Source organism: Occallatibacter gabretensis (assembly GCF_001449115.1).
In the GTDB taxonomy this organism is placed as follows: domain Bacteria; phylum Acidobacteriota; class Terriglobia; order Terriglobales; family Acidobacteriaceae; genus Telmatobacter; species Telmatobacter gabretensis.
Window position 1 is genome coordinate 593,042 of the sequence record NZ_LAIJ01000012.1, and the last position, 19,172, is coordinate 612,213.

At 57.9% G+C, this 19,172-nt stretch carries 17 protein-coding genes; 6 read left to right on the plus strand and 11 right to left on the minus strand.

What is annotated here, in order from left to right:
- Positions 1-5: 5 nt before the first annotated feature.
- The 11 genes from mpl to VO84_RS21760 all read right to left on the minus strand — a co-directional run bounded on the left by mpl (position 6) and on the right by VO84_RS21760 (position 14,989).
- Positions 6-1,436: a UDP-N-acetylmuramate:L-alanyl-gamma-D-glutamyl-meso-diaminopimelate ligase gene (mpl, locus tag VO84_RS21710; protein ID WP_058189859.1), complete on the minus strand. Its 1,431-nt coding sequence runs from the start codon at positions 1,434-1,436 to the stop codon at positions 6-8.
- Positions 1,433-2,371 carry a S66 peptidase family protein gene (locus VO84_RS21715; RefSeq protein WP_058189860.1) on the minus strand — a complete coding sequence of 313 codons (939 nt, stop codon included), beginning with the start codon at positions 2,369-2,371 and terminating at the stop codon, positions 1,433-1,435. Before VO84_RS21715 ends, mpl begins: the two co-directional genes overlap by 4 nt.
- The gene (gene dapF, locus VO84_RS21720) at positions 2,371-3,207 is read right to left on the minus strand and encodes a diaminopimelate epimerase (protein WP_058189861.1); all 837 of its coding nucleotides are present in this window, start codon (positions 3,205-3,207) and stop codon (positions 2,371-2,373) included. Before dapF ends, VO84_RS21715 begins: the two co-directional genes overlap by 1 nt.
- The gene (locus VO84_RS21725) at positions 3,204-3,920 is read right to left on the minus strand and encodes an MgtC/SapB family protein (protein WP_058189862.1); all 717 of its coding nucleotides are present in this window, start codon (positions 3,918-3,920) and stop codon (positions 3,204-3,206) included. The genes dapF and VO84_RS21725 overlap by 4 nt, the downstream gene beginning before the upstream one ends.
- Before the next feature lie 25 nt (positions 3,921-3,945).
- Entirely contained in the window at positions 3,946-5,577 is a 1,632-nt protein-coding gene (locus VO84_RS21730; protein ID WP_058189863.1) for a hypothetical protein, read from the minus strand.
- Positions 5,570-6,496, minus strand: coding sequence for a PfkB family carbohydrate kinase (locus VO84_RS21735; RefSeq protein WP_058189864.1), 927 nt, complete (start codon positions 6,494-6,496; stop codon positions 5,570-5,572). The genes VO84_RS21730 and VO84_RS21735 overlap by 8 nt, the downstream gene beginning before the upstream one ends.
- A 48-nt stretch (positions 6,497-6,544) precedes the next feature.
- Positions 6,545-7,408, minus strand: a complete 864-nt coding sequence (mtnP, locus tag VO84_RS21740) for an S-methyl-5'-thioadenosine phosphorylase (protein WP_058189865.1) — start codon at positions 7,406-7,408, stop codon at positions 6,545-6,547.
- 634 nt (positions 7,409-8,042) lie between these two features.
- Entirely contained in the window at positions 8,043-10,337 is a 2,295-nt protein-coding gene (locus tag VO84_RS21745; protein ID WP_197414157.1) for a glycoside hydrolase family 44 protein, read from the minus strand.
- Between the two features lie 316 nt (positions 10,338-10,653).
- Positions 10,654-11,748, minus strand: a complete 1,095-nt coding sequence (locus VO84_RS21750; protein WP_082662266.1) for a YeiH family protein — start codon at positions 11,746-11,748, stop codon at positions 10,654-10,656.
- 217 nt (positions 11,749-11,965) lie between these two features.
- Complete coding sequence (cobA, locus tag VO84_RS21755) at positions 11,966-13,282, minus strand: uroporphyrinogen-III C-methyltransferase (protein WP_058189867.1); 1,317 nt, start codon at positions 13,280-13,282, stop codon at positions 11,966-11,968.
- A gap of 9 nt (positions 13,283-13,291) precedes the next feature.
- On the minus strand, positions 13,292-14,989 hold the full coding sequence (locus VO84_RS21760) for a nitrite/sulfite reductase (RefSeq protein ID WP_058189868.1): 1,698 nt from the start codon (positions 14,987-14,989) through the stop codon (positions 13,292-13,294).
- A 596-nt stretch (positions 14,990-15,585) separates the two neighbouring features.
- Between VO84_RS21760 and VO84_RS21765 the strand changes: the two genes are divergently transcribed.
- The 6 genes from VO84_RS21765 to VO84_RS23420 all read left to right on the plus strand — a co-directional run bounded on the left by VO84_RS21765 (position 15,586) and on the right by VO84_RS23420 (position 19,042).
- The gene (locus tag VO84_RS21765) at positions 15,586-16,986 is read left to right on the plus strand and encodes an FAD-dependent oxidoreductase (protein ID WP_082662267.1); all 1,401 of its coding nucleotides are present in this window, start codon (positions 15,586-15,588) and stop codon (positions 16,984-16,986) included.
- Positions 16,987-17,075: 89 nt separating this feature from the next.
- Positions 17,076-17,867: a GAF domain-containing protein gene (locus VO84_RS21770; RefSeq protein WP_058189869.1), complete on the plus strand. Its 792-nt coding sequence runs from the start codon at positions 17,076-17,078 to the stop codon at positions 17,865-17,867.
- Positions 17,868-17,948: 81 nt separating this feature from the next.
- Complete coding sequence (locus VO84_RS21775; RefSeq protein ID WP_058189870.1) at positions 17,949-18,191, plus strand: hypothetical protein; 243 nt, start codon at positions 17,949-17,951, stop codon at positions 18,189-18,191.
- Complete coding sequence (locus tag VO84_RS21780; RefSeq protein ID WP_058189871.1) at positions 18,188-18,499, plus strand: type II toxin-antitoxin system RelE/ParE family toxin; 312 nt, start codon at positions 18,188-18,190, stop codon at positions 18,497-18,499. The genes VO84_RS21775 and VO84_RS21780 overlap by 4 nt, the downstream gene beginning before the upstream one ends.
- 43 nt (positions 18,500-18,542) lie before the next feature.
- Positions 18,543-18,827, plus strand: a complete 285-nt coding sequence (locus tag VO84_RS21785; protein WP_157440049.1) for a hypothetical protein — start codon at positions 18,543-18,545, stop codon at positions 18,825-18,827.
- On the plus strand, positions 18,824-19,042 hold the full coding sequence (locus tag VO84_RS23420; RefSeq protein WP_082662268.1) for a type II toxin-antitoxin system RelE/ParE family toxin: 219 nt from the start codon (positions 18,824-18,826) through the stop codon (positions 19,040-19,042). Before VO84_RS21785 ends, VO84_RS23420 begins: the two co-directional genes overlap by 4 nt.
- Positions 19,043-19,172 lie beyond the last annotated feature (130 nt).

The window sequence follows — 19,172 nt, forward strand, 5'->3', positions numbered from 1 at the left end:
AGGCATCAGCCTAAGCGATCTCTAAGTGCCGCAGGAAGTTTTTCATAGATTCCGTCAAAGCCGCCATTGGAAAGAATGGCCACTACATCTCCTGCGGCAAGCTGCGGCACAATTTCTTTTACAATCGCATTCGCATCAGGATAAAGCGCAGCAGGAGTGCCTGCTGCAATCAGTGCCGTGATCACTTCATCTGGATGTAGCCGCTCGTCTTCCTTGATCTTCTGCTGTTGGTAAACGCCGGCGAGGATAACACGGTCGGCAATACGCAGGCTTTCAATGAGATCGTCAGCGAGCACCCTGCGCCGTAGCGTATTGGAACGCGGCTCCAGTACTGCCCACAGTCGCGACTGCGGATACACCGAGCGCAACGCTCGCAGCGTCTCGCGAATCGCTGTAGGGTGATGCGCAAAGTCGTCGATGACGGTGATGCCGCCAATCTCTGCACGCACCTCCAACCGCCGCTTCACACTCATAAAGCTGGCCAGAGCCTGTTGGATTGCCTCTACGGGAATACCCTGCCCGGCGGCAAGAGCAGCGGCTGCCGTTGCATTCAGCGCATTATGCTCACCGGCCAGCTTCATTTCAAAGGCTGACCACAACGCCCCACTTTTCCAGACCTCCCAGTGCATAGCACCGTTGCGATAGCAAAGACTCTGAAGGCGCCAATCAGCTTCGGCGCTGAAACCATAGCGCTCAACCTTGCAGAATGCTTTAGCCACGCACTCGGTTACATTTGGACTACCGTCGAAGGCCACAATGCGCCCACGCCGTGGAACCAGGTTCACCAGCCGCTTGAAAGCTGTCTTCACCGCTTCGAGATCCGCGTAAATGTCCGCATGATCGAATTCGACATGCGTGAGGATCAGAGCGTCCGGAAAGTAATGCAGAAACTTTGGGCCTTTGTCGAAGAAGGCAGTGTCGTATTCGTCGCCCTCGACGATAAAAGTGCGCGTGGGTCGCAGATGAAAGCTGGTTCCGAAGTTTTCCGCCACGCCACCGATGAGAAACGATGGCTCCAGTTCCGGTTTCGATGCTGAGGCTGTTTGATAAATCCATGCCAGCATGCTGGTAGTCGTGGTCTTGCCGTGCGTACCGGCCACAACCAGAGACTCGCGCCCGGCCAGAAACTCCTCTTTGAGCAACGCCGCCATCGATGTAAATGGAATGCGAGCATCGAGAATCTTTTCGATTTCAGGATTGCCGCGCGAAAGTGCGTTGCCAATGACCACAAGATCAGGCGCGGGGTCGAGATTCGCTTCGGAGTATGGCTCCATCACCGGAATTCCCAGTCCCCTCAGCAGGTCGCTCATGGGTGGATAAGCTGCCGCATCGGAACCGGTGATGTGATGCCCCTGTAATTGCAACAATCCAGCCAGCGAAGCCATGGCTGTGCCGCAGATGCCGCTCAGATGTATGTGCCGGGGCTTTCCATTCATAGCCGCACCGCCGGTTCCAACAGCTTCAATTCGGACTCCTCACTGACATGCAGGTCGGCAGCCACGCCAAAGGTAAGAGTGACATTCTGGCGCGAAACGTGGCCGCTCCGCAGGCCGATTGCAATTGGCCCGGCAAAGCCATCAAGTGCACTCATGATCGTCTTGTCCAGCAGATCGGGATCTGCGCCAGGCTGAGTGCAGTCCAGCATCTCTCCAAAGACAATTCCCGTAACGTTGTCGAGTTTACCCGCCTTGCGCAACTGCCAGAGCATGCGATCAATCTGGTAGGGCTTTGCTCCAACATCTTCGATAAAGAGCAGCTTGCCTTCTGTCTGCGGCTCCCACGGCGTGCCGAGCATGGCTACAAGAATGCTGAGACAGCCGCCATAAAGCGTGCCGCTTGCCGAACCCGGCTTGAGCGCGCGCAGACCTTCTGCAGCTCCCACACTGTATGGCTCACCTGCAAGTGAGGCACGAAAGCTTGGCAGGTGCACGCCGTCTTCGAGATAGAAATCCGCAGCCAGCATGGGGCCGTGAAATGCGGGAATGCCTAGTTCATCGAGCAGATGCAGTTGGAGGCCGGTGAGATCGCTGTAAGCGAAGAACGGCTTGGGATGCGCGCGAAAGACTTCGAGGTCAATGCGATCGAGCAGATAATTGGATCCGTAGCCGCCGCGCAGGCACATCACAGCTTGCGTTTCAGGATTGGCAAACACAGAGTGCAGGTCGGCAATCCGCTGCTGTGGAGTGCCGGCAAAAAAGAGCGGTCCTCGCGCCAACGCGTTCTCGGCAATCTGCGGCACAAACCCAAGGGCTCGTAATCGCTCCATGCCGCCTGTGAAGCGCTCCTGCCGCGCGAAGGACGCGGGAGCGATGATGCCAATGCCTGCGCCGGAAGCAACTGGGGAAGGCTTGAGGAGAACACGCGCGTCCATTACTCTTCCCACGCCTCGCCGCGCGCTATGAGTGTCGCAGGCCCGGTGAGTTCCAATTCTGCATCTGTTGCGTCCCATCGCACTGTCTGTGCGCCGCCGGGAGCAATGACGTGCAGCGGAGAACGGACGAGTCCCTGCGAAATGACAGCCGCAGCCGATGCTGACGTGCCTGTGCCGGAAGAGCTTGTCGGCCCCACGCCGCGCTCGAAGATGCGAATCTCAATTTCCGAGGAACTAAGCACACGCGCAAATTCCACGTTGGTCTGATACGGAAAATCCGGATGACCACAAACCTGCTGTCCGATGCTCTGCCAGCGCTGCCCGTCCACGGCGAACTCAGTATTATCTACAACGATGACAAAGTGAGGATTCCCGGTGGAAACCTCCATGCCGGGAACCTGCACGCCGCCGGGAATGGTGACTGTGCGCGGAGAAAGCTTAGGCACGCCCATGCCTGTGGTGATCTCTACTGAGTACGCATTTTGGTTATGAACGGCATCCACATGGCACAGCCTAAGGCCTGCGTCGGTCTCAACCTCCAGCGTATCGCCAGCCTTCGCACCGATTGCCTCAGCCATCCAGGCCGCTACACAGCGGGTGCCATTGCCGCTGATTTCGGCTATTGACCCATCTGCGTTATGCAGACGGATCCGGCCGGACTTCTTCTCTGGGTTGCTGTTGTCCCAGGTAAAAAATTCGATGCCATCCGCGCCGATGCCGGTATTGCGAGCACAGAGGCGACGAGTCAGCTCTGTCCAGTCACGACCTGCTGCCGCATCTTCCGTCACAATAAGAAAATCGTTGCCGCAGGCATGCGCCTTGGTAAAGGGAATCAATCGTCCTCCGGATCACGGAAGGTGAGTAACTGGCTGATGGTAGGCTGATTGACTAACTGCGCGCACAGCAGATCGTGTTTTTTCTTCGGCGCCGTCAGCGAAAAGCTGACGCGCTGCAGACCGCCTATCTCATCCCGCTGTACGCCAAAAAGGCGCTGGCCAGCCTTGTCCATTGCGCCAAGAATCGATGTGAGCATCTGCGTCTGATCACTTCCGCGCACCTCGTAGATGAGTGAGTAGCCTTTCAGGCTTACGCGATGCTCGAGGAAACCTACTACCGTAAGAGCGAAGATGACCAGAAATGCAGCGGCTATCGCGGGCACGTAAAGTCCCGCTCCGCAGGCCATGCCAATGGAAGCGATGACCCACACGCTGGCCGCACTGGTGAGTCCGCTAACGCGGTTGCTATTGTGCAAAATGAGCCCAGCACCGAGAAAACCAATTCCCTGCACGATATTGGAAGCCACCTGCCCGCGGTTGGTTCCGGCGTCACCGGCAAGGACTCCCGAGAGTAGCGTAAAGAACGCGCTGCCCATGCAGATAAGCATGTTGGTCCGAAGCCCTGCAGCTTTACGCTGAAATTCGCGCTCAAGGCCGACAAGTCCGCCCAAGGCGCAGGCAACCACCAAACGCCCGATTGCGCCATCCAACACGCCGAGCTGCTGCAGCCACGAGAAGCTGAATGGTTGCCCGAACTGTGCGAGTGCTGTCACTATGCTGCTTCCTTGCCAGATGCTATCACCGCGCGCGCATGTCTATTGAGGTTGTGGCATTTGGGGTAACTGAGACGTAAAGTGTGGCGGCTGGCTGCCATGGGGCTGTAAAGCGCCGCTCCTCCTCAAGCCCCTGCGGGTGCGCATGCACGGCGCGGTCCACCTCGTCTCCATCGAAGGCCAGCACCAGCGCCGCATGTTGTGCTGGCGCGGACAAGGCAGAGCGATAAAACTCCTTGTCGCTTTCGTTAATGGTCTGCTTGAGAGGGATACCGGTGAAGGCGACAATCTGCGGATAGACGGAGGTATCCATGAGGATGATCCCGCCGGGGCTTTTCTGTAGATACGCGCGCAGCGCTGCGGGAATTTCAACTTCATACGACCGGCGCGCCTCGATGTTTTTGGTTCCTTCTATGTAAACCGGAGGCCCTTCACGGAGCATCAACACGCAATTGATAACGACCAGGAGAAGCAGAAACGCAGCGACCCCGCCAGCCACGCGAGGTTTGAACTCGCGGGCGGTAGTCATGACGAAGCTGGCCGCGAAGCCCATGCCAAGAGCAAATGCGGGCAGCATTTCAAGTCCGTAGCGTGTGTTGTACCAGGAGTGTGGCCACCATACGGGAAGAAAGATTGGCACCGAGCCGTACGCAACGGAATATGCATAAAACGGAACGGGAAGCAGTAGTAGAAGCGCCCACGAGAATGCGTGCTTGCGCGCCAGAAACCACCCACACGCAGTTCCCAGCACGCTCAGAACAAGCAAAATGTTGCCCCAGGCAAGTGCGGCTGCATCCATTTCTGCGCATTTCACATAGAAGATCAGAGAAATCCAGAGATTGTGCCAACCCGGATGTGGAGGCCCTGCGCCCGGAGTAGCGGTTCGCACCTCGATCGCGCTGGCCGAGTATGGTCCACGTACAAAATCGAGCCAGTCGCCAAAGACCGTTGCATTGTAGACAAGCCAAACGACTGGCGCGGCAACTACCACAGTGCTTGCGAGCCAGAAGGTGCGTGATCGCAGCCGCCCCCGCCGCAGCAGTGCGACGCCTATGGCGCACCACGCGAGCAATGCCATAATCCAGCCGTCGTAACGCGTATAGACTGCGGCAACAAGAGCAAGTGCAATGCACCAGAGCAGCCCGTTTCCGGCGTTTTCATTGACAGAGTCAAGCGCGGCACGCCACTCCACAAGCCAGACCGCAGTCCACACCATCTCGCAGACAAACAACGGCTCGGTCATCGCAGTCGTCTGCAGATAAAGCAGGTTTGGATTGAGTGCGAAGAAAGCGAGCGCGATTGCGGCAGGAATGGGCGTAAGCCACCGCCGCGATAACCGATACAAGCCTGCACATGAAGCCAGCCACGCAAGCGCGGAGGGAATCAAGGCTGCGGCTCCGTTAGCCCACCATGCGTGAACTGCGATAAATGGAATCAACAGCAGGTGCGGCAGCGGAAGCCACACCGAGCCAAGCTGCGTCAGTCCGGGCCGATGGGAATCGAAGACGCGACGTGCTATGTGCAGATGAGCTACCGCATCGCCGTAGTTGAGCATCGCGCCATGCCGCCAGCTCCAGGCAATTGCCACGAGCGACACTACCGCGCACGAGATCAGTACGGAAAAATACTCGACGCGGTTTGGGCGTTGCTCAGTCAAGATGCGTCAGTACGCGGAACATCTCGAAACGCTCGTCGATTTCTTCGCGGGTTAGGTTTGCAATCCGCTCAGTGCCGAATTTTTCTACCGCAAAGGACCCCATGACGCTGCCATAGAAGATAGCGCGGCGAAGCACGCCAGGCGTCAGATGCGGCTGCGAGGCGAGATATCCGAAGAAGCCGCCTGCAAAACTGTCGCCTGCGCCCGTCGGGTCTACTACTTCTTCGAGAGGCAGCGCCGGGGCGCGGAAGGTGCGCTCCGCGCTTTCACCTTTTGGAGAGGATTTGTGAAATAAGGTCGCGCCGTACTCGCCGTGCTTCACCACCAGCATCCGGGGCCCATAGGACATGACTTCCTGCGCGGCCTTTACCAGACTGCTCATGCCTGCGAGCATCCTGGTCTCTGTGTCGTTGATGACGAGAATGTCCAGCCCTTCGAGCACTTCCAGCAGTGCGGGCTTGTGGTCTTTGATCCAGTAGTTCATGGTGTCGCCTGCCACCAGTTTCACGTCAGGCATGGCCTCACGCACACGCTTCTGCAGGACAGGATCGATATTGGCAAGAAAGAGATACTCCGAATCGCGATAGGAGTCCGGGATCTTGGGCTCAAACGAACCAAAAACATTGAGCTCGGTGTTGTGCGTCTTAGCCTCGTTCAGGTTTTCCAGATAGGAGCCTTCCCAGAAGAAGCTCTTGCCTGAGGCCCGTTCTATACCCACGGTATTAATGCCGCGCGTCTTGAATACAGCCTCCTGCTCCGGGCCAAAGTCTTCGCCGACAACGGCGATCACACGAACATCGGTGAAAAAGCTGGCTGCCAGCGAAAAGTGCGTTGCCGCACCGCCAAGACAGCGCTCGCGGCGACCTGAGGGAGTTTCAATGGTGTCAAATGCAACACTGCCTACGACGGTAATAGCCATTCTATTTCTCCTGTATGTAAGAGTTCGCGCGATTTCAGGGGGTGTGGGTTAATCCAGATACTTGCCGAACAATAGCTTCAGCTTTTCCTTTGTTGCAGCAGGAATCAGGTCCCGTTGTGTGAGCACCGCATACTGCGCGGCTGAGGCGCATGCGCATGTGCGCTCCTTCGGCATGGCAGCTATCGCGGCCTTCACCACACGGCTCGCGTTTTCGGCGTTCTTGTGCAGTACAGCTACAATCTCCTCGATGGTAACTGCGTCGTGGCCCTCGCGCCAGCAGTCATAGTCCGTCACCATGGCGACCGTGGCGTAACAAATCTCCGCCTCGCGGGCGAGCTTGGCCTCCTGCAGATTGGTCATGCCGATTACATCCGCGCCCCAGCTACGGTAGAGATTCGACTCTGCCCTGGTGGAGAACTGCGGGCCTTCCATGCAGACGTATGTTCCACCGAGCTTACCAATGACTCCGGCCGTCGTGCAGGCTTCCGCAGCGGTCTTTGCGACGGTGGCACACACCGGATCGCCAAAAGCCACATGACCGACGATGCCATCGCCGAAGAAGGTGCTGACGCGATGAAAGGTGCGATCGATGAACTGATCGGGGACCACGAAATCGGTCGGCTTGTGCTCTTCCTTGAGCGAGCCTACAGCGGAAACAGAGAGGATGCGCTCCACGCCGAGCTTCTTGAATGCGTACATATTGGCGCGGAAGTTCAGCTCCGAGGGCAGAATGCGATGGCCACGACCGTGGCGGGCGAGAAAGGCAACGTTGCGCCCTTCAAGCTGGCCCAATACGAATGCATCTGAGGGCTCACCGAAGGGTGTTTCCACTCGCTCTTCATGGGTGTCAGTAAACCCAGGCATGGAATACAAACCACTGCCGCCGATAATGCCAATCTCCGCTTGTGCCAACCCTTACACTCTCTTCCCGCGGGCCATTGGTATATCCCCAGCGCCCGCCGTTGCAAACATCTCAGTATAACGGCGAGCCTCTGAGAGAATCGCGACCGTGCGGCGTCTATTTGACCGTGTTTCTCCGGGCCTCATTCAGAGTTGACGCGCTGGAGGCACATTCAAAATCCAGGCACTCAGAGTTTCGCTGCTATCCTATTTATATTGTTATATTTACACGAACATTTTCTGTTTACTGCTTAAATAACAGAAGCACGTTACCAAATAAATAAAAAAATATGCACATTCGGCTGTAAGTGATTGGTTATTAAACTGGTTGCACCTGATTTTTGGTGCGCCCCAGTGTGTTCGCCTTTTGTGCGCCTGAAGGCCTGACGTTGATGCGTCCTGGCTGGAATCAGGCGTTGCTGACAGGCAACGCGCGGACGTTGCATCTGAAGGTTCCCTCTAATGAAGAAGGCTCTACTTCTATTATTCACAAACGACGATAATTTTATGCAAACTGCGCAAAGTTTTTTGCTCTTTAGAATCTGTTAGTTAGAAAATATTTTCCGCAAAAGGGCTTGACAGGAATTTTGGGCGGCGGAAATTGCCGCCCAAAACCGGGATCAGAAGCAGGGCCATTCCTCCAAGGCTAGTTGGCCATTGTGAGTAAAGTGATGGACTGCGCCGGGAAGGTGGTGCTGATGGCGCTTGTAGTAACACTCCCCGAAGGCGGCGTGACCGTTACGCTGTTTGGCCCTGCGATCTGGCTGAGGTTTGCATTGCTGTAGAGGTATGCCTGCGCTGTGGTTGTCGACGTAGAGAGGGCATTTACGGAAAGTGTTGCCGTCAGATCGCCATAGGTTTTGTTGATTACTACGATGGTGACTGTGCCGTCCTTGCTTCGCAGGCCGCCGTAGACCGCGAGCTGCGACTGGTCCACGCTTGACGAGTTCAGCGCAATATCGCCGAAGGTGGACTGCTTGCCGTCGTAGTTGCGGTAGATGGCGAAAGCGAAGTTTCCGGGAATCTGCTGATTGTCGTTTGTGGTGGGCCAGAACATGCCCATATCGAGGCCCTCGCGGCCGAAGATGCCGAGGACGTCGGCCTGCGTGACCGCACCGTTGATGGACTCAAGGCCGCCAAAGTTGTACTCGTCGATGGAGGTCTTTGTGCCCGGATAATCCTTTGCCACCCAGGCCTGCATCATGGGAATTGCCTGCGGCGCTTGCAGCGGCGTCGAGCAGCTCGATGTGTAGTTTGGGTCGGTTGTGTAATTCGGCTGCGGGAAGTTTGGATCGGTATAGGTTGGATCCCAGTAGGCGCGGGTCGAGTTCATGCGCGCCTGCTGCACGCCGGTATCGCCCGCGGCGGAAAGTCCAACAGAGCTGCCGTTATAGGTTGCCGCCATGTATGCGTGAATGTCGAGATAGTCCAGCAGACGAACACCATAGGTCTTTTCCGCTGCGGCCATCTGCTGCAGGTAGTACTCGATCATGGGCACGCCGCCGTGGGCATTGCGGTCGACGGGATTGCCCCACGGCTCATAGCACGGTCCGCCAGAACCCCATCCGGATTCGATGTCCTTTTTCGAGTAAAAGTAATTCCACCAGTAGTCGATGACAGGACCGCTCACCTGGGCTGTGGGATCCACCTTCTTGATCGCCAACGCTGTGCCGATGCCGCCATTCGTTACCTCATCGTAGGTAGACGCCACCGGATGCACGTCACGGTGTACCGCGTCCCACCAGGCAGGTTCGTTGTCGAGGTCCCAGATGGCCACAGATTTTCCTGTCACTCCTGGCGGATTTCCTGGCCCGTATGCAGTCTGAATTGAGCTCACCCATCCGCCGGCCCATGTGCTTTGCGCCCAGGTGAGTGTGGCGTCGCTTGCGGCGGGAGGCGTCGGGGCAGGATTCGAGATGCTGGTGAGAGCCGCAACCGTGCCGGCGGTATCGCCAAAGAGATCGCAGCCGCCAGAGGTGGTGCAATTGTCCGTTCCTTCCGGGACTATGCCACTTCCACACGAGCCGTTATAACTGGTCTGCCCTGGGAACTTTGATTCTGTAAAACTACAGGCGGTGGTCGAACTGTTGGTCACCCAGCCCGATACAGGCATGGTCATCAGGGACTGTATACCTGCCGCTGAGGAGGCTGTGATAAAGCCTGTGTAGTTGCCGCCGCCCCACATGCCGCCTTCGCCGCTGAAGTTTTCAAAATAGTAGTCGCTGGCGGAATTCGTTGTGTTGAGCTTGTAGTTGTAGCGTGAGGTGGCATCGCCCCCCCAACGCACAACAGTTGGATTTGCGGTGACCGCTGAAGCCGAATCGAGCAGATAGCCGTTCATGCCGTAGATGTTCGGGTTGATTGCATGCGTCTGGTTGCTTACATCCACGCTCAATGTGGGTCCGGTGGCGGTGGCCGGCGGGCTCAGGGTCACTGCGGCGCTGCCGGAAACGGAGGTATCCTGCACGCTTGTTGCCGTAACTGTAACTGTTGCCGGTGCGGGGTAGGGAGTGGTGTACAGTCCGCTCGATGAAATCGTTCCAGCGCTCAGCGAACTACCTGACGGAGCGGCAACTGTCCATGTCACGGCGTTGTTTGTAACCGCTGAGCCGCTTACTGTTGCTGCGAATTGCACTGTGCCGCCAATGGTTGCGGAGGCGGGATTCGGCGTTACCGTCACGGAGCTTACTGCGGGCGTTGTATAGGCTGCGGTGACAGTGGTGCTGGCGGTTACCGTCACGCTGCATGTTGTGGTGGTTGCGCTGGTGCATCCTGTCCAGGAGGAAAAGGTGTTACCGCTCGCCGAAGAAGGCGCGGAAAGCCCGACCAGAGTTCCGGAGTTAACGGTTACCGTAAAGCTGGTTTTGCCTTGCTGTGCGACGGTGGTGTTGCCCTCGGTATAGGAAATCTGCACACCGCTTGCGGGGTTTGTTGAATTCACCGTCAGCGTGTACGTGGTGGGCGGCGGTGGTGTCTTAGAACTTCCCCCACCGCAAGATGCCGCGGCCAAGCATAAGCCTGCCGCAGTGCCCAAGGTCAATAGCCTTCCGAAAGAAATCATCTAGCCCTCTGCCGCCTGGACGCGCTCTCATCGGAGTTGCATTCCGCATCCGTACTGATGCGCGTGGCGATCACTCTAAAAGTTCGCACCATATTACATGCTGTGATAGAGCTTTCGCAGCGACGAAAAGAGCAGAGACGAAGATGCCCCGGCAGCTTTATGGGCCTGCCGGGGCAAGTTTCAATCCGGGAATTGGTCAGAGGTGGAAGAGTCGGTCTGCTCCGAAGACGAGTCCCAGCGTTACGAGAGCGATGAAGACTTCGCCGATGGCGCCTACCGCAAACGGCCTCCAGCCCTGCTTGCCCAGCTCGCGGAAGCTGGTCCTCAATCCCACGCCTGCGAAGGTGAGAAGAAAGGCCCAGCGGGAGAGGTTTGCGAGGCTGCCGATCTGCGCTTTTGTGAAGAAACCTACCGTCGCGAGCAGCGAGATGAGAAGAAAGCCGAGGACGAACTTGGGGAATTTCTGCCACAGGAATGCTGCCTTGTTGCTGACAGTCTGCGCCTGTCCGCGTGAGGCCCAGTAAATGGCGTAACCGAGCACGATGAAACCGATGAGCGCGTTCCGCGTGGTCTTTGCCAGCACGGCAAACTTGCCTGCGGCATCCGAATAAAGTGCACCCGCTGCGGTGGCCTCTGCTGTGTTGTCAACGGCAAGGCCGGTCCACAGGCCATAAGCCTTGTCGCTCAGATGCAATGCATGGCCGATGGCGGGAAAGGCAAAGAGCGAGATGGCACCTAATGCCAGAATTGCTGCGATGGCGTAGGAAGCATCTTCGTCGTCGGCGTCGATGGCGGGTTTGGCTGCGATGATCGCCGAGACGCCGCAGATGGAGGAGCCGACGGCGAGAAGTGAGGTGAGCTTGGGCTTGAGCTTGAATGCGCGGCCCAGCAGGTGCATGAAAAGCAGCGAGAGGGTGATGGCAATACCGGCGAGCGCAAGTGAGACGGGACCGAGCTTGGCTATATCCCCGAGCAGGAAGCGCGAGCCAAGCAATACGATACCGGCCTTGAGCCAGAACTCATACGTGGCCACGCCCGGTTGAAAGATGCGCGGTACGCCGACGGTGTTGGCGATGACGAGGCCGATCACGATTGCCCAGAGGACGTACTCGATGTTTGGGAATGGAATGTGATGGGCTTTCGTATAGCCATTGATGGATTGCTCGATGAATTTTCCGGCGTAGCCGACGGCGATGAGCAGAAGCAGGCCAGGAATCAGCGCGAGAAGGCGCTGGACCGGATTCGCGGAGCTGTTGAGGCCGGCTGGGGCAGAGGTGACAGTTGTTGCCATAGAAATCTCCTTGCAGGCTATGGGTGGCGGCGCAGGCATTGTGGCGGTTACGCTCTACCGACGTGCTTTACCACTTAATGGCGGGGATCAGATTGAAGCGCACGAGCAGCGCCAGAACGAGGGCGAGTGCAACGGCGTACACGTCGAGCGAGATTCCGCTGCGTTTTACAGGGAGTTCAGGCATGGTCTTCTCCAGTTGTGTTTCAGATTGCGTGAATTAAGCCTCGATCGAAGCGTCCACTTCTGCCAGGTACCGTGCAGCGGTTTCCTGTACGGCCCACCCTGCCAGCAGCAGGCTGGGCGCGGGCAGCGGGGCTTCATCGCCCAGGGCGGTGAGCGTGGTACATCGCAGCTGCTGGTTGGGCTGTGCGGCGTGGGATACGAGGACGCAGGGAAGGTTGGCGGGAAGGCCTTCTGCGAGCCACTCGGCGGCGAGGAGCTTGAGATCGCGGCCCGGCATGTAGACGACGCGGGTTGCGTCTTCTTTAGCAGGGAGCGGCGCATCATTGTGCGACTGCGCGTGATGGCCCGTGGAGAAGATGACGCTTGATGCCGAATGGCGATCCGTGAGCGAAAACGGCACTGCAGCTGCCGCGGCGAAGGCGGCGGTGATGCCTGGAACGACCTCGAAGGTGATGCCCGCTTCGCGCAGCGCAGTCATCTCTTCGGCGGCTCGACCGAAGATGAGTGGGTCGCCGCTCTTAAGCCGCACTACGGCGCGACCGGCTCGGGCGTGGGCAACCATCAGCGCGTTGATTTCTTCCTGCGTGATGATTTTCTGTCCGCAACGCTTGCCGACGTTGACGATTTCGGCCTGCGGGGCTAGCGAGAGAATGGCTTCAGGGACAAGGTCGTCATGCAAGATGACCTGCGCGGATTGAATGAGGCGCGCGGCGCGCAGCGTGAGGAGATCGGGATCGCCCGGGCCAGCGCCGACAAGGTAGACCTTGCCTTCTCTTGGTTCTGCCAGCGGGACGGGACGGTTAGCGAGTGCATGGAGCAGAGCTTTGCGGGGTTCTCCTGCGGGAAGTGTCGCGAGAATTTTGCGGCGCTGTGTTCCGAGCTCTGTGAGCCAGGGACCGATGGTTTGCGGTAGCTGTGCGTCGATTTCGCGGCGCAGACGCTGAGCGAATGCCGGGCTTTCACCGCTGGTTGAGATTGCAACCTGCAACGGGCCGCGCTGCACGATGGAGCCGAAGAAGAAATCGCAGTGAGGAATGTCATCCACGCTATTGCAGAGAACGCCGCGTTCGACAGCGGATTCATAGACCGCTGCGTTGATTTCGGGTGTGCTGGTGGCGGCGATGGCGATGAAGATGCCGTCGAGATCGGTGGGCGTGAAGGCGCGGGGAATCCATTCGAGCTTGCCTTCGGTTGCCAGGGCGCGGATTTCTTCACGGGCCTCCGGTGCGACTACGCACAAGTGAATGCCGGTTTTGAGCAGCGTGCCGATCTTCTCCAGTGCGACGGCACCCGCGCCGACGATGAGCCCGGTGCGGCCTTCGAGTTGGAGAAAGATGGGTAGCTGGCTCATAGAACTTCCTTAGTCCGCGACGCTGTGCGGTACGGGTCCGGTTGGCGTGTCGCGCTCTACTGCGGCAATCAGCTCGCCTGCGAGATGCGCGCGCAGTTCGTCATTGGTGTGGCGGCCGAACCATTGGCGGAGATTTTCTTCTGATGTGCGGCTGGCTAGATATTGGCTTAACAGGCGTTCGATGGACTCTGGGACATCTGTGGCGAGGCAGCGATACCCTACGGGGCGCGCGAAGCCCGCGTGCTGGCCGACTGCGCCGCCGAGGCAGAAGTAGTAAGCATCGGTCAACTTGCCGTCATGCTTGATCTTCTTGCCTTCCATGCCGATGTCCGCGATCCAGTGCTGGCCGCAACTGTTGGGGCAGCCGGTGACGTGGAGGCGAAGCTGCTGATCGAATTGCGGCAGGCGGTCTTCCATCTCAGCAACTACCCATTTCGCGAAGCCTTTGGTCTCCGTGATAGCGAGCTTGCAGAATTCCGTGCCGGTGCAGGCGATGGCGCCGCGCCAGAAGACGGACCCATCGACTTGCAGGTCGATCTGATTGAGTTCTTTGGTGAGTTCGTTGGTTTTGGCGTTAGGAACGTCGAGGAAGATGAGGTTTTGCGCAACGGTGGCACGCAGGCGGCCTTTGCCGAAGCGCTCGGAGAGTTCGGCGGCGGCTTCGAGTTGCTCGCCGGTGAGGCGGCCACGGAGGACGGAGGCTCCGACGGAGCTCAATCCGGGTTCGCTCTGCGGAAGAATCCCGGCGTGATCCCGGAAGACGTCACTGGGGATGGTTTCTTCGCCCGTGGTTTCGAGTGTGAAGCTGAGGCGGCGCTGAAGTTCGTCGCGGAAGCCGGCTGCGGTCCAGCCTTCTTTCATGAAGAGATATTTGAGGCGGGCACGATCGCGGCTTTCGCGCAAGCCCTGCTGATCGCGGAAGATTTCCGCTACGCCGCGGACTGCGGCAACGGCTTGATCGGGACGAAGGAAGACGTCGAGGCGTTCTGCCAGATGCGGCTCGTTCGAGAGACCACCGCCGACGCGGAGGCTATAGCCGATTTCACCATTTTTGCGCGCGGGTGTGAGGCCGATGTCGTTGATCTCCGGGTAGGTGCACCAGTGCGGGCAGCCGGTGGCGGAGATTTTGAATTTGCGCGGCAGGTTGTAGAAGTCTGGGTTCGCGGTGAGCATGTGCGCGATTTCCTGCGCGATGGATGAGGCGTCGATGAGCTCATCTGCGGAGATGCCGGCGAGGGGGCAGCCGGTGACGTTGCGGACTACGTCTCCGCATGCGCCTTTGGGCGAGAGGCCGATGGAGTCGAGCGCATCGACGACCTCCGGCAGAGTCTCGATGGTGAGCCAATGGAACTGAATGTTCTGGCGGGTGGTGATGTCGGCCAGGTTGCGGGCGTATTTGCGAGCTAGACCGCCGATGGTGCGGAGCTGATGCGCGGAGAGGATTCCGTTGGGAATGCCGATGCGCAGCATGAAGTACTCCGTGGCGAGACCTTCGCCGCCTTTGCCGCCGGTAGCTCCGACGCCGTCGCCCTGCGTGTAGACACCCCACCACTTGAAATAGAACGAGGCCCACTCGGGAACGACGCTGGAGCGGCCCTCGCGGGCGAACTGCCGGACTTCATCGAAGACTTCCCATGGGTTCTTGGTGCGCTTGAGGCGTTCTGAGCGCTGGGCCTTGGTCTCTTTTTCGGGTACTGCTGTGGTCATAGTTTTGAATCACCTTTGAGAAATAGAAAACCCGCGTCAGCTGATGGCTGAACCGCGGGTAGATGGAAACCTGATTCTTAATTAGCTGGATTCAACAGGTTGCCCGGGCCGCGATCAGCAGTGAACAACACGGGCAACAGGAGAATCGGTTCATGGAGTTGATGATAGGCACCTGCCTGGAGAATTGCAAATGTTCGATTGCGGACAACTGCAGGAGTTATCCTGTGCAAGTCTGATTGCGAAGTGATGTTTCTTCTATAGGTTGCGGACGAATGCACAGTTCCTGCAGAAATCTTTATGCAGTCTTCATTCCGGTGCTGTGCAGTTACAGATTTACAGAATTACAGATTCTGGTGGCAAAACAGGGGGTGGGGGTCCTTCTCTCCCTGTAAAGACGACGGCCCGAATCCAGCTGGATTCGGGCCGTTTTTTCCTGCTGATTATGAGTGTGACATAAATGGGCGTAATTTTACGCAAACTATCTGCGCGACTCTAGGAACGAAGGTCCAATGGACCAAAGTAGCACGAGAGACGAGAGACAATGGATGCCGGGTGATTCGCATCGAAGATTACGGGTGAAGCGGAAGGAGGATGCGATGGCTGTGGAGACTGGTTGCTGCATTGTGGGTGGCGGGCCGGCGGGCGTGATGCTCGGGTACCTGTTGGCGCGTAGAGGTGTGAACGTCACGGTGCTGGAGAAGCACCAGGATTTCTTTCGCGATTTTCGTGGCGACACGGTGCATCCTTCGACCCTGGATGTGCTGAAGGAGCTTGGGCTGCTGGAGGAGTTTCTTGAGTTGCCTCATCAGAAGGTGGAGTCAGCCGGACTGGTGCTTGGAGGCTCCGCGTTCCAGGTGGCTGATTTTCGGCATTTGCCGACGCACTGCAAGTTCATCGCACTGATGCCACAGTGGGATTTTCTTAACTTTCTTTCGAGCCATGCAAAGAAGTTTCCTTCGTTTCAACTCCTGATGCAGCACCAGGCGGTGGACCTTATCAAGGAACGCAGACGCGTTGCGGGCGTGGTGGCTCTGAACAACGGACAAAAGGTTGAAGTGCGCGCGGACCTGGTGATTGGCTGCGACGGCCGCCATTCCGTTGTTCGCAGTGCTGCGGGGCTGAAGGTGATTGAACGGGGCGTTCCGATTGATGTGCTGTGGTTCCGGATCAGCCGCATGCCGGGCGATCCCTCTGATGTGCTGGGCAATGTGAATTACGGCAAGGTGCTGATCCTGATTAATCGGGCGGATTATTTTCAGGCGGGATTCATCATTCGGAAAGGGTCTTTTGCGAGTGTCCAGGCGCGAGGGCTTGATGCTTTCCGCGAGAGCATTCGTCAGCTGGCTCCCTGGCTGGGTGAACGCGTGGAAGAACTGCGCGACTGGGAGCAGGTGAAGATGCTGACGGTGCAGATCAACCGGCTGAAGCGCTGGCACAGGCCGGGATTGCTGTGTATTGGAGATGCGGCTCATGCGATGTCTCCGGCGGGTGGAGTGGGGATCAACCTGGCGATCCAGGATGCTGTTGCTGCGGCCAATTTACTGGCCGGGCCGCTGCTGGAGAGATGGGTCTCCGACAGGGACCTGGCGGCTGTGGAAAGGCGGCGGCTGTTTCCGACACGCGTGACGCAGGGGGTTCAATTGCTTGCGCATCGCGGCATGGGGCGTATTTTTGATAATCCGAAGCCGATTCATGTGGCGTGGCCGTTCAAAGCCATCCAGCATGTTCCCGGCGTTCACCGCGCGGTGGGGTATGCCATTGGGGTGGGCGCGCGGCCGGAGCATGTGCGGGATGATGTCAAACGGAGTTCGCGGGGGGTGGGGCTGGCCAACGCGGCCTGCGTTGGACTTGTGTGTGCGGGAGTTGGAATGGCTGCTACGGCGGCTGTGTGCGGATGGGCGGCGTGGAAGATTTGGGGCAAGATCGCTGAGGCTGGAAGTGAGAGGGGTTCGCGGAATGCGGGAAGGGCTTCGACGACGGCGATTGCGCGGTCTTAGTCGCCGCCTGAATGGAGGGAAAGGACCCTGTGGGAGATTGCGGCGTTTGCAATGGACACATCCATATCAGGGGTAAATAATCGAGGGATATGGTGAATAGTGTCGAGGAAACGGGCCTTGAGGTTGTCGATCTGAGGATCGACAGCGCTTTTGCGGCCCGAAATCTTCACACGCGCGACATCGGAATGCAGATGACCGGCCTGCAAAGGTTGTCTCGGGCGATGGTCGAAAATCCGGACACCATCCTGCAGGAATTAGTGAAGACCGCCGTTGATCTGTGTGGTGCGGACAGCGCGGGCATCAGCATTGAAACCGATAACGGGAACGATCAGGAGTTTTATCACTGGATTGCCACGGCAGGCGCTTATTCCGGATTCCTGAATGCGATTCTTCCGCGCGAACCGAGTGCGTGCGGTTTGTGCCTGGAGCGCGGACACGCGCAGCATTTCACGGTGACCAAAAAATTCTTCGATATCCTTGGCGTGGAAGCTCCGCTGGTTACAGACGGCATCCTGCTTCCATGGAAGACTGAGGATACGCGCGGCACCATCTTTGTGATGGCGCATGGCCGCACGGAGGCCTTTGATGACAATGATGCGCGACTGATGACCATGCTTGCTGATTTTGCGGCGATGGGCTATCGCCAGCAAAAACAGCAGGCGCAGCTTATTGTTCAGGCGAGAGCCGCAGCAGCCGCGCAAATGGCAAATCATCTGGCCCACGAGATCAACAATCCATTGCAGAGCATGACCAATGCCGCATTTCTTGTGGCGCGGGGCGATCCGGGCTCCAACCCGAAGGCCCTGGGACAAGCGTTGTCGAATGATATTGAACGGTTGTCAGGGATCGTGCGAGAGCTTTTGTCGCTTCCGCTTGAATGAGTGGCTGGATCAAGGGCGCAGAGCGCCGCCGAATTTTTTCAGGGCTTGAGCCCACGCGGGTTTGCGCGTAGGCTGATGGTTATGGAAGTGCAGCTCACTCCCGAGACGCAAGCGAAGCTAACCGCTCTTGCTACACAGAGCGGACGCAGGACTGACGAGCTTGTTGAGGACGCAATGGCCGGATACCTCGATGAAGTAGCCCAGGTGCGCGTTATTCTCGATGGCCGTTATGACAACCTGAAAAGCGGCAATGTGAAGCCTATTTCCGGCGACGACGTCGAGGCCTATTTCCGACGAAAGAGCGCCGGCCGACGCGCTGAATGAAGGGTTACGATTTTCACCCGGAAGCCCTGGCCGACCTTGACGAGATTTGGGAATACATCGCACTCGATAATCTCGACGCTGCCGATCGGATGATTGCCGAAATTCTGGCCGCTGTTCGGAACCTGGTTTCGTTTCCAGGCGTGGGCCACAGACGCCCGGACCTCACTTCCCGCCCCTTGCGCTTCATCGTGGTACGTGAATACCTGATTGCGTATGCGCCCGACGAAATGCCGTTGTGGGTTGTCGCCGTTATTCATGGCCGCCGCAATCCGCGCGTGATGGCCTCTATTCTCAGAGGCCGGGAGTAGTCCCACAAAGGGTAGGTTTCGGGACCGTTTGCAGAGCTGCTGAGTGCGAAAGCTTGCGTTTCGCGTGTTGCCTCTCTCCCGTTTTTCACGTAACTTGAAGGGCATGGAAGTACATTTCTCGCCCGACGTTGAAACACAACTCCAGCAAGTAGCTTCTGCCAATGGCAAGGATGCCGAACAACTGGTTAAGGATACTGTTGCCCGGATGCTCGAGAATCAGGCGCGCTTCATCGCAGGAGTGCAGAGAGGCATTGAGCAAGCCGACCGTGGCGAGTTTGTAGAACACAAAGACGTGCTTAACCGCATCGAGAGGCTGCTTCACTCGTGAGACAGATTCGGTGGACAACCGAAGCATTTGACCAACTTGAAGCCGCTATTCAGCACATCCAGCAAGACAATCCCGCCGCTGCCCGAAATCTAGCTCAAACGGTTATTGATCGCACTGAACAACTGGCGACCTTCCCCGGCCTTGGCCGCCCCGGAGAGGTGCAGGGGACGCGCGAACTTGTCAGCCCTCCTTGTGGTTGTGTACCGTTCCACTGAAGAAGTTGTTGAAATCCTGCATATCTGGCATGGAGCGCAAGACTGGCGTTGATGTCTCGCAAAAGGTGAGTTTTGGGACAATTCGCGATGCTGCCGCCTCGTACGAACCAGGAGACGTGGTGCTGCCAAA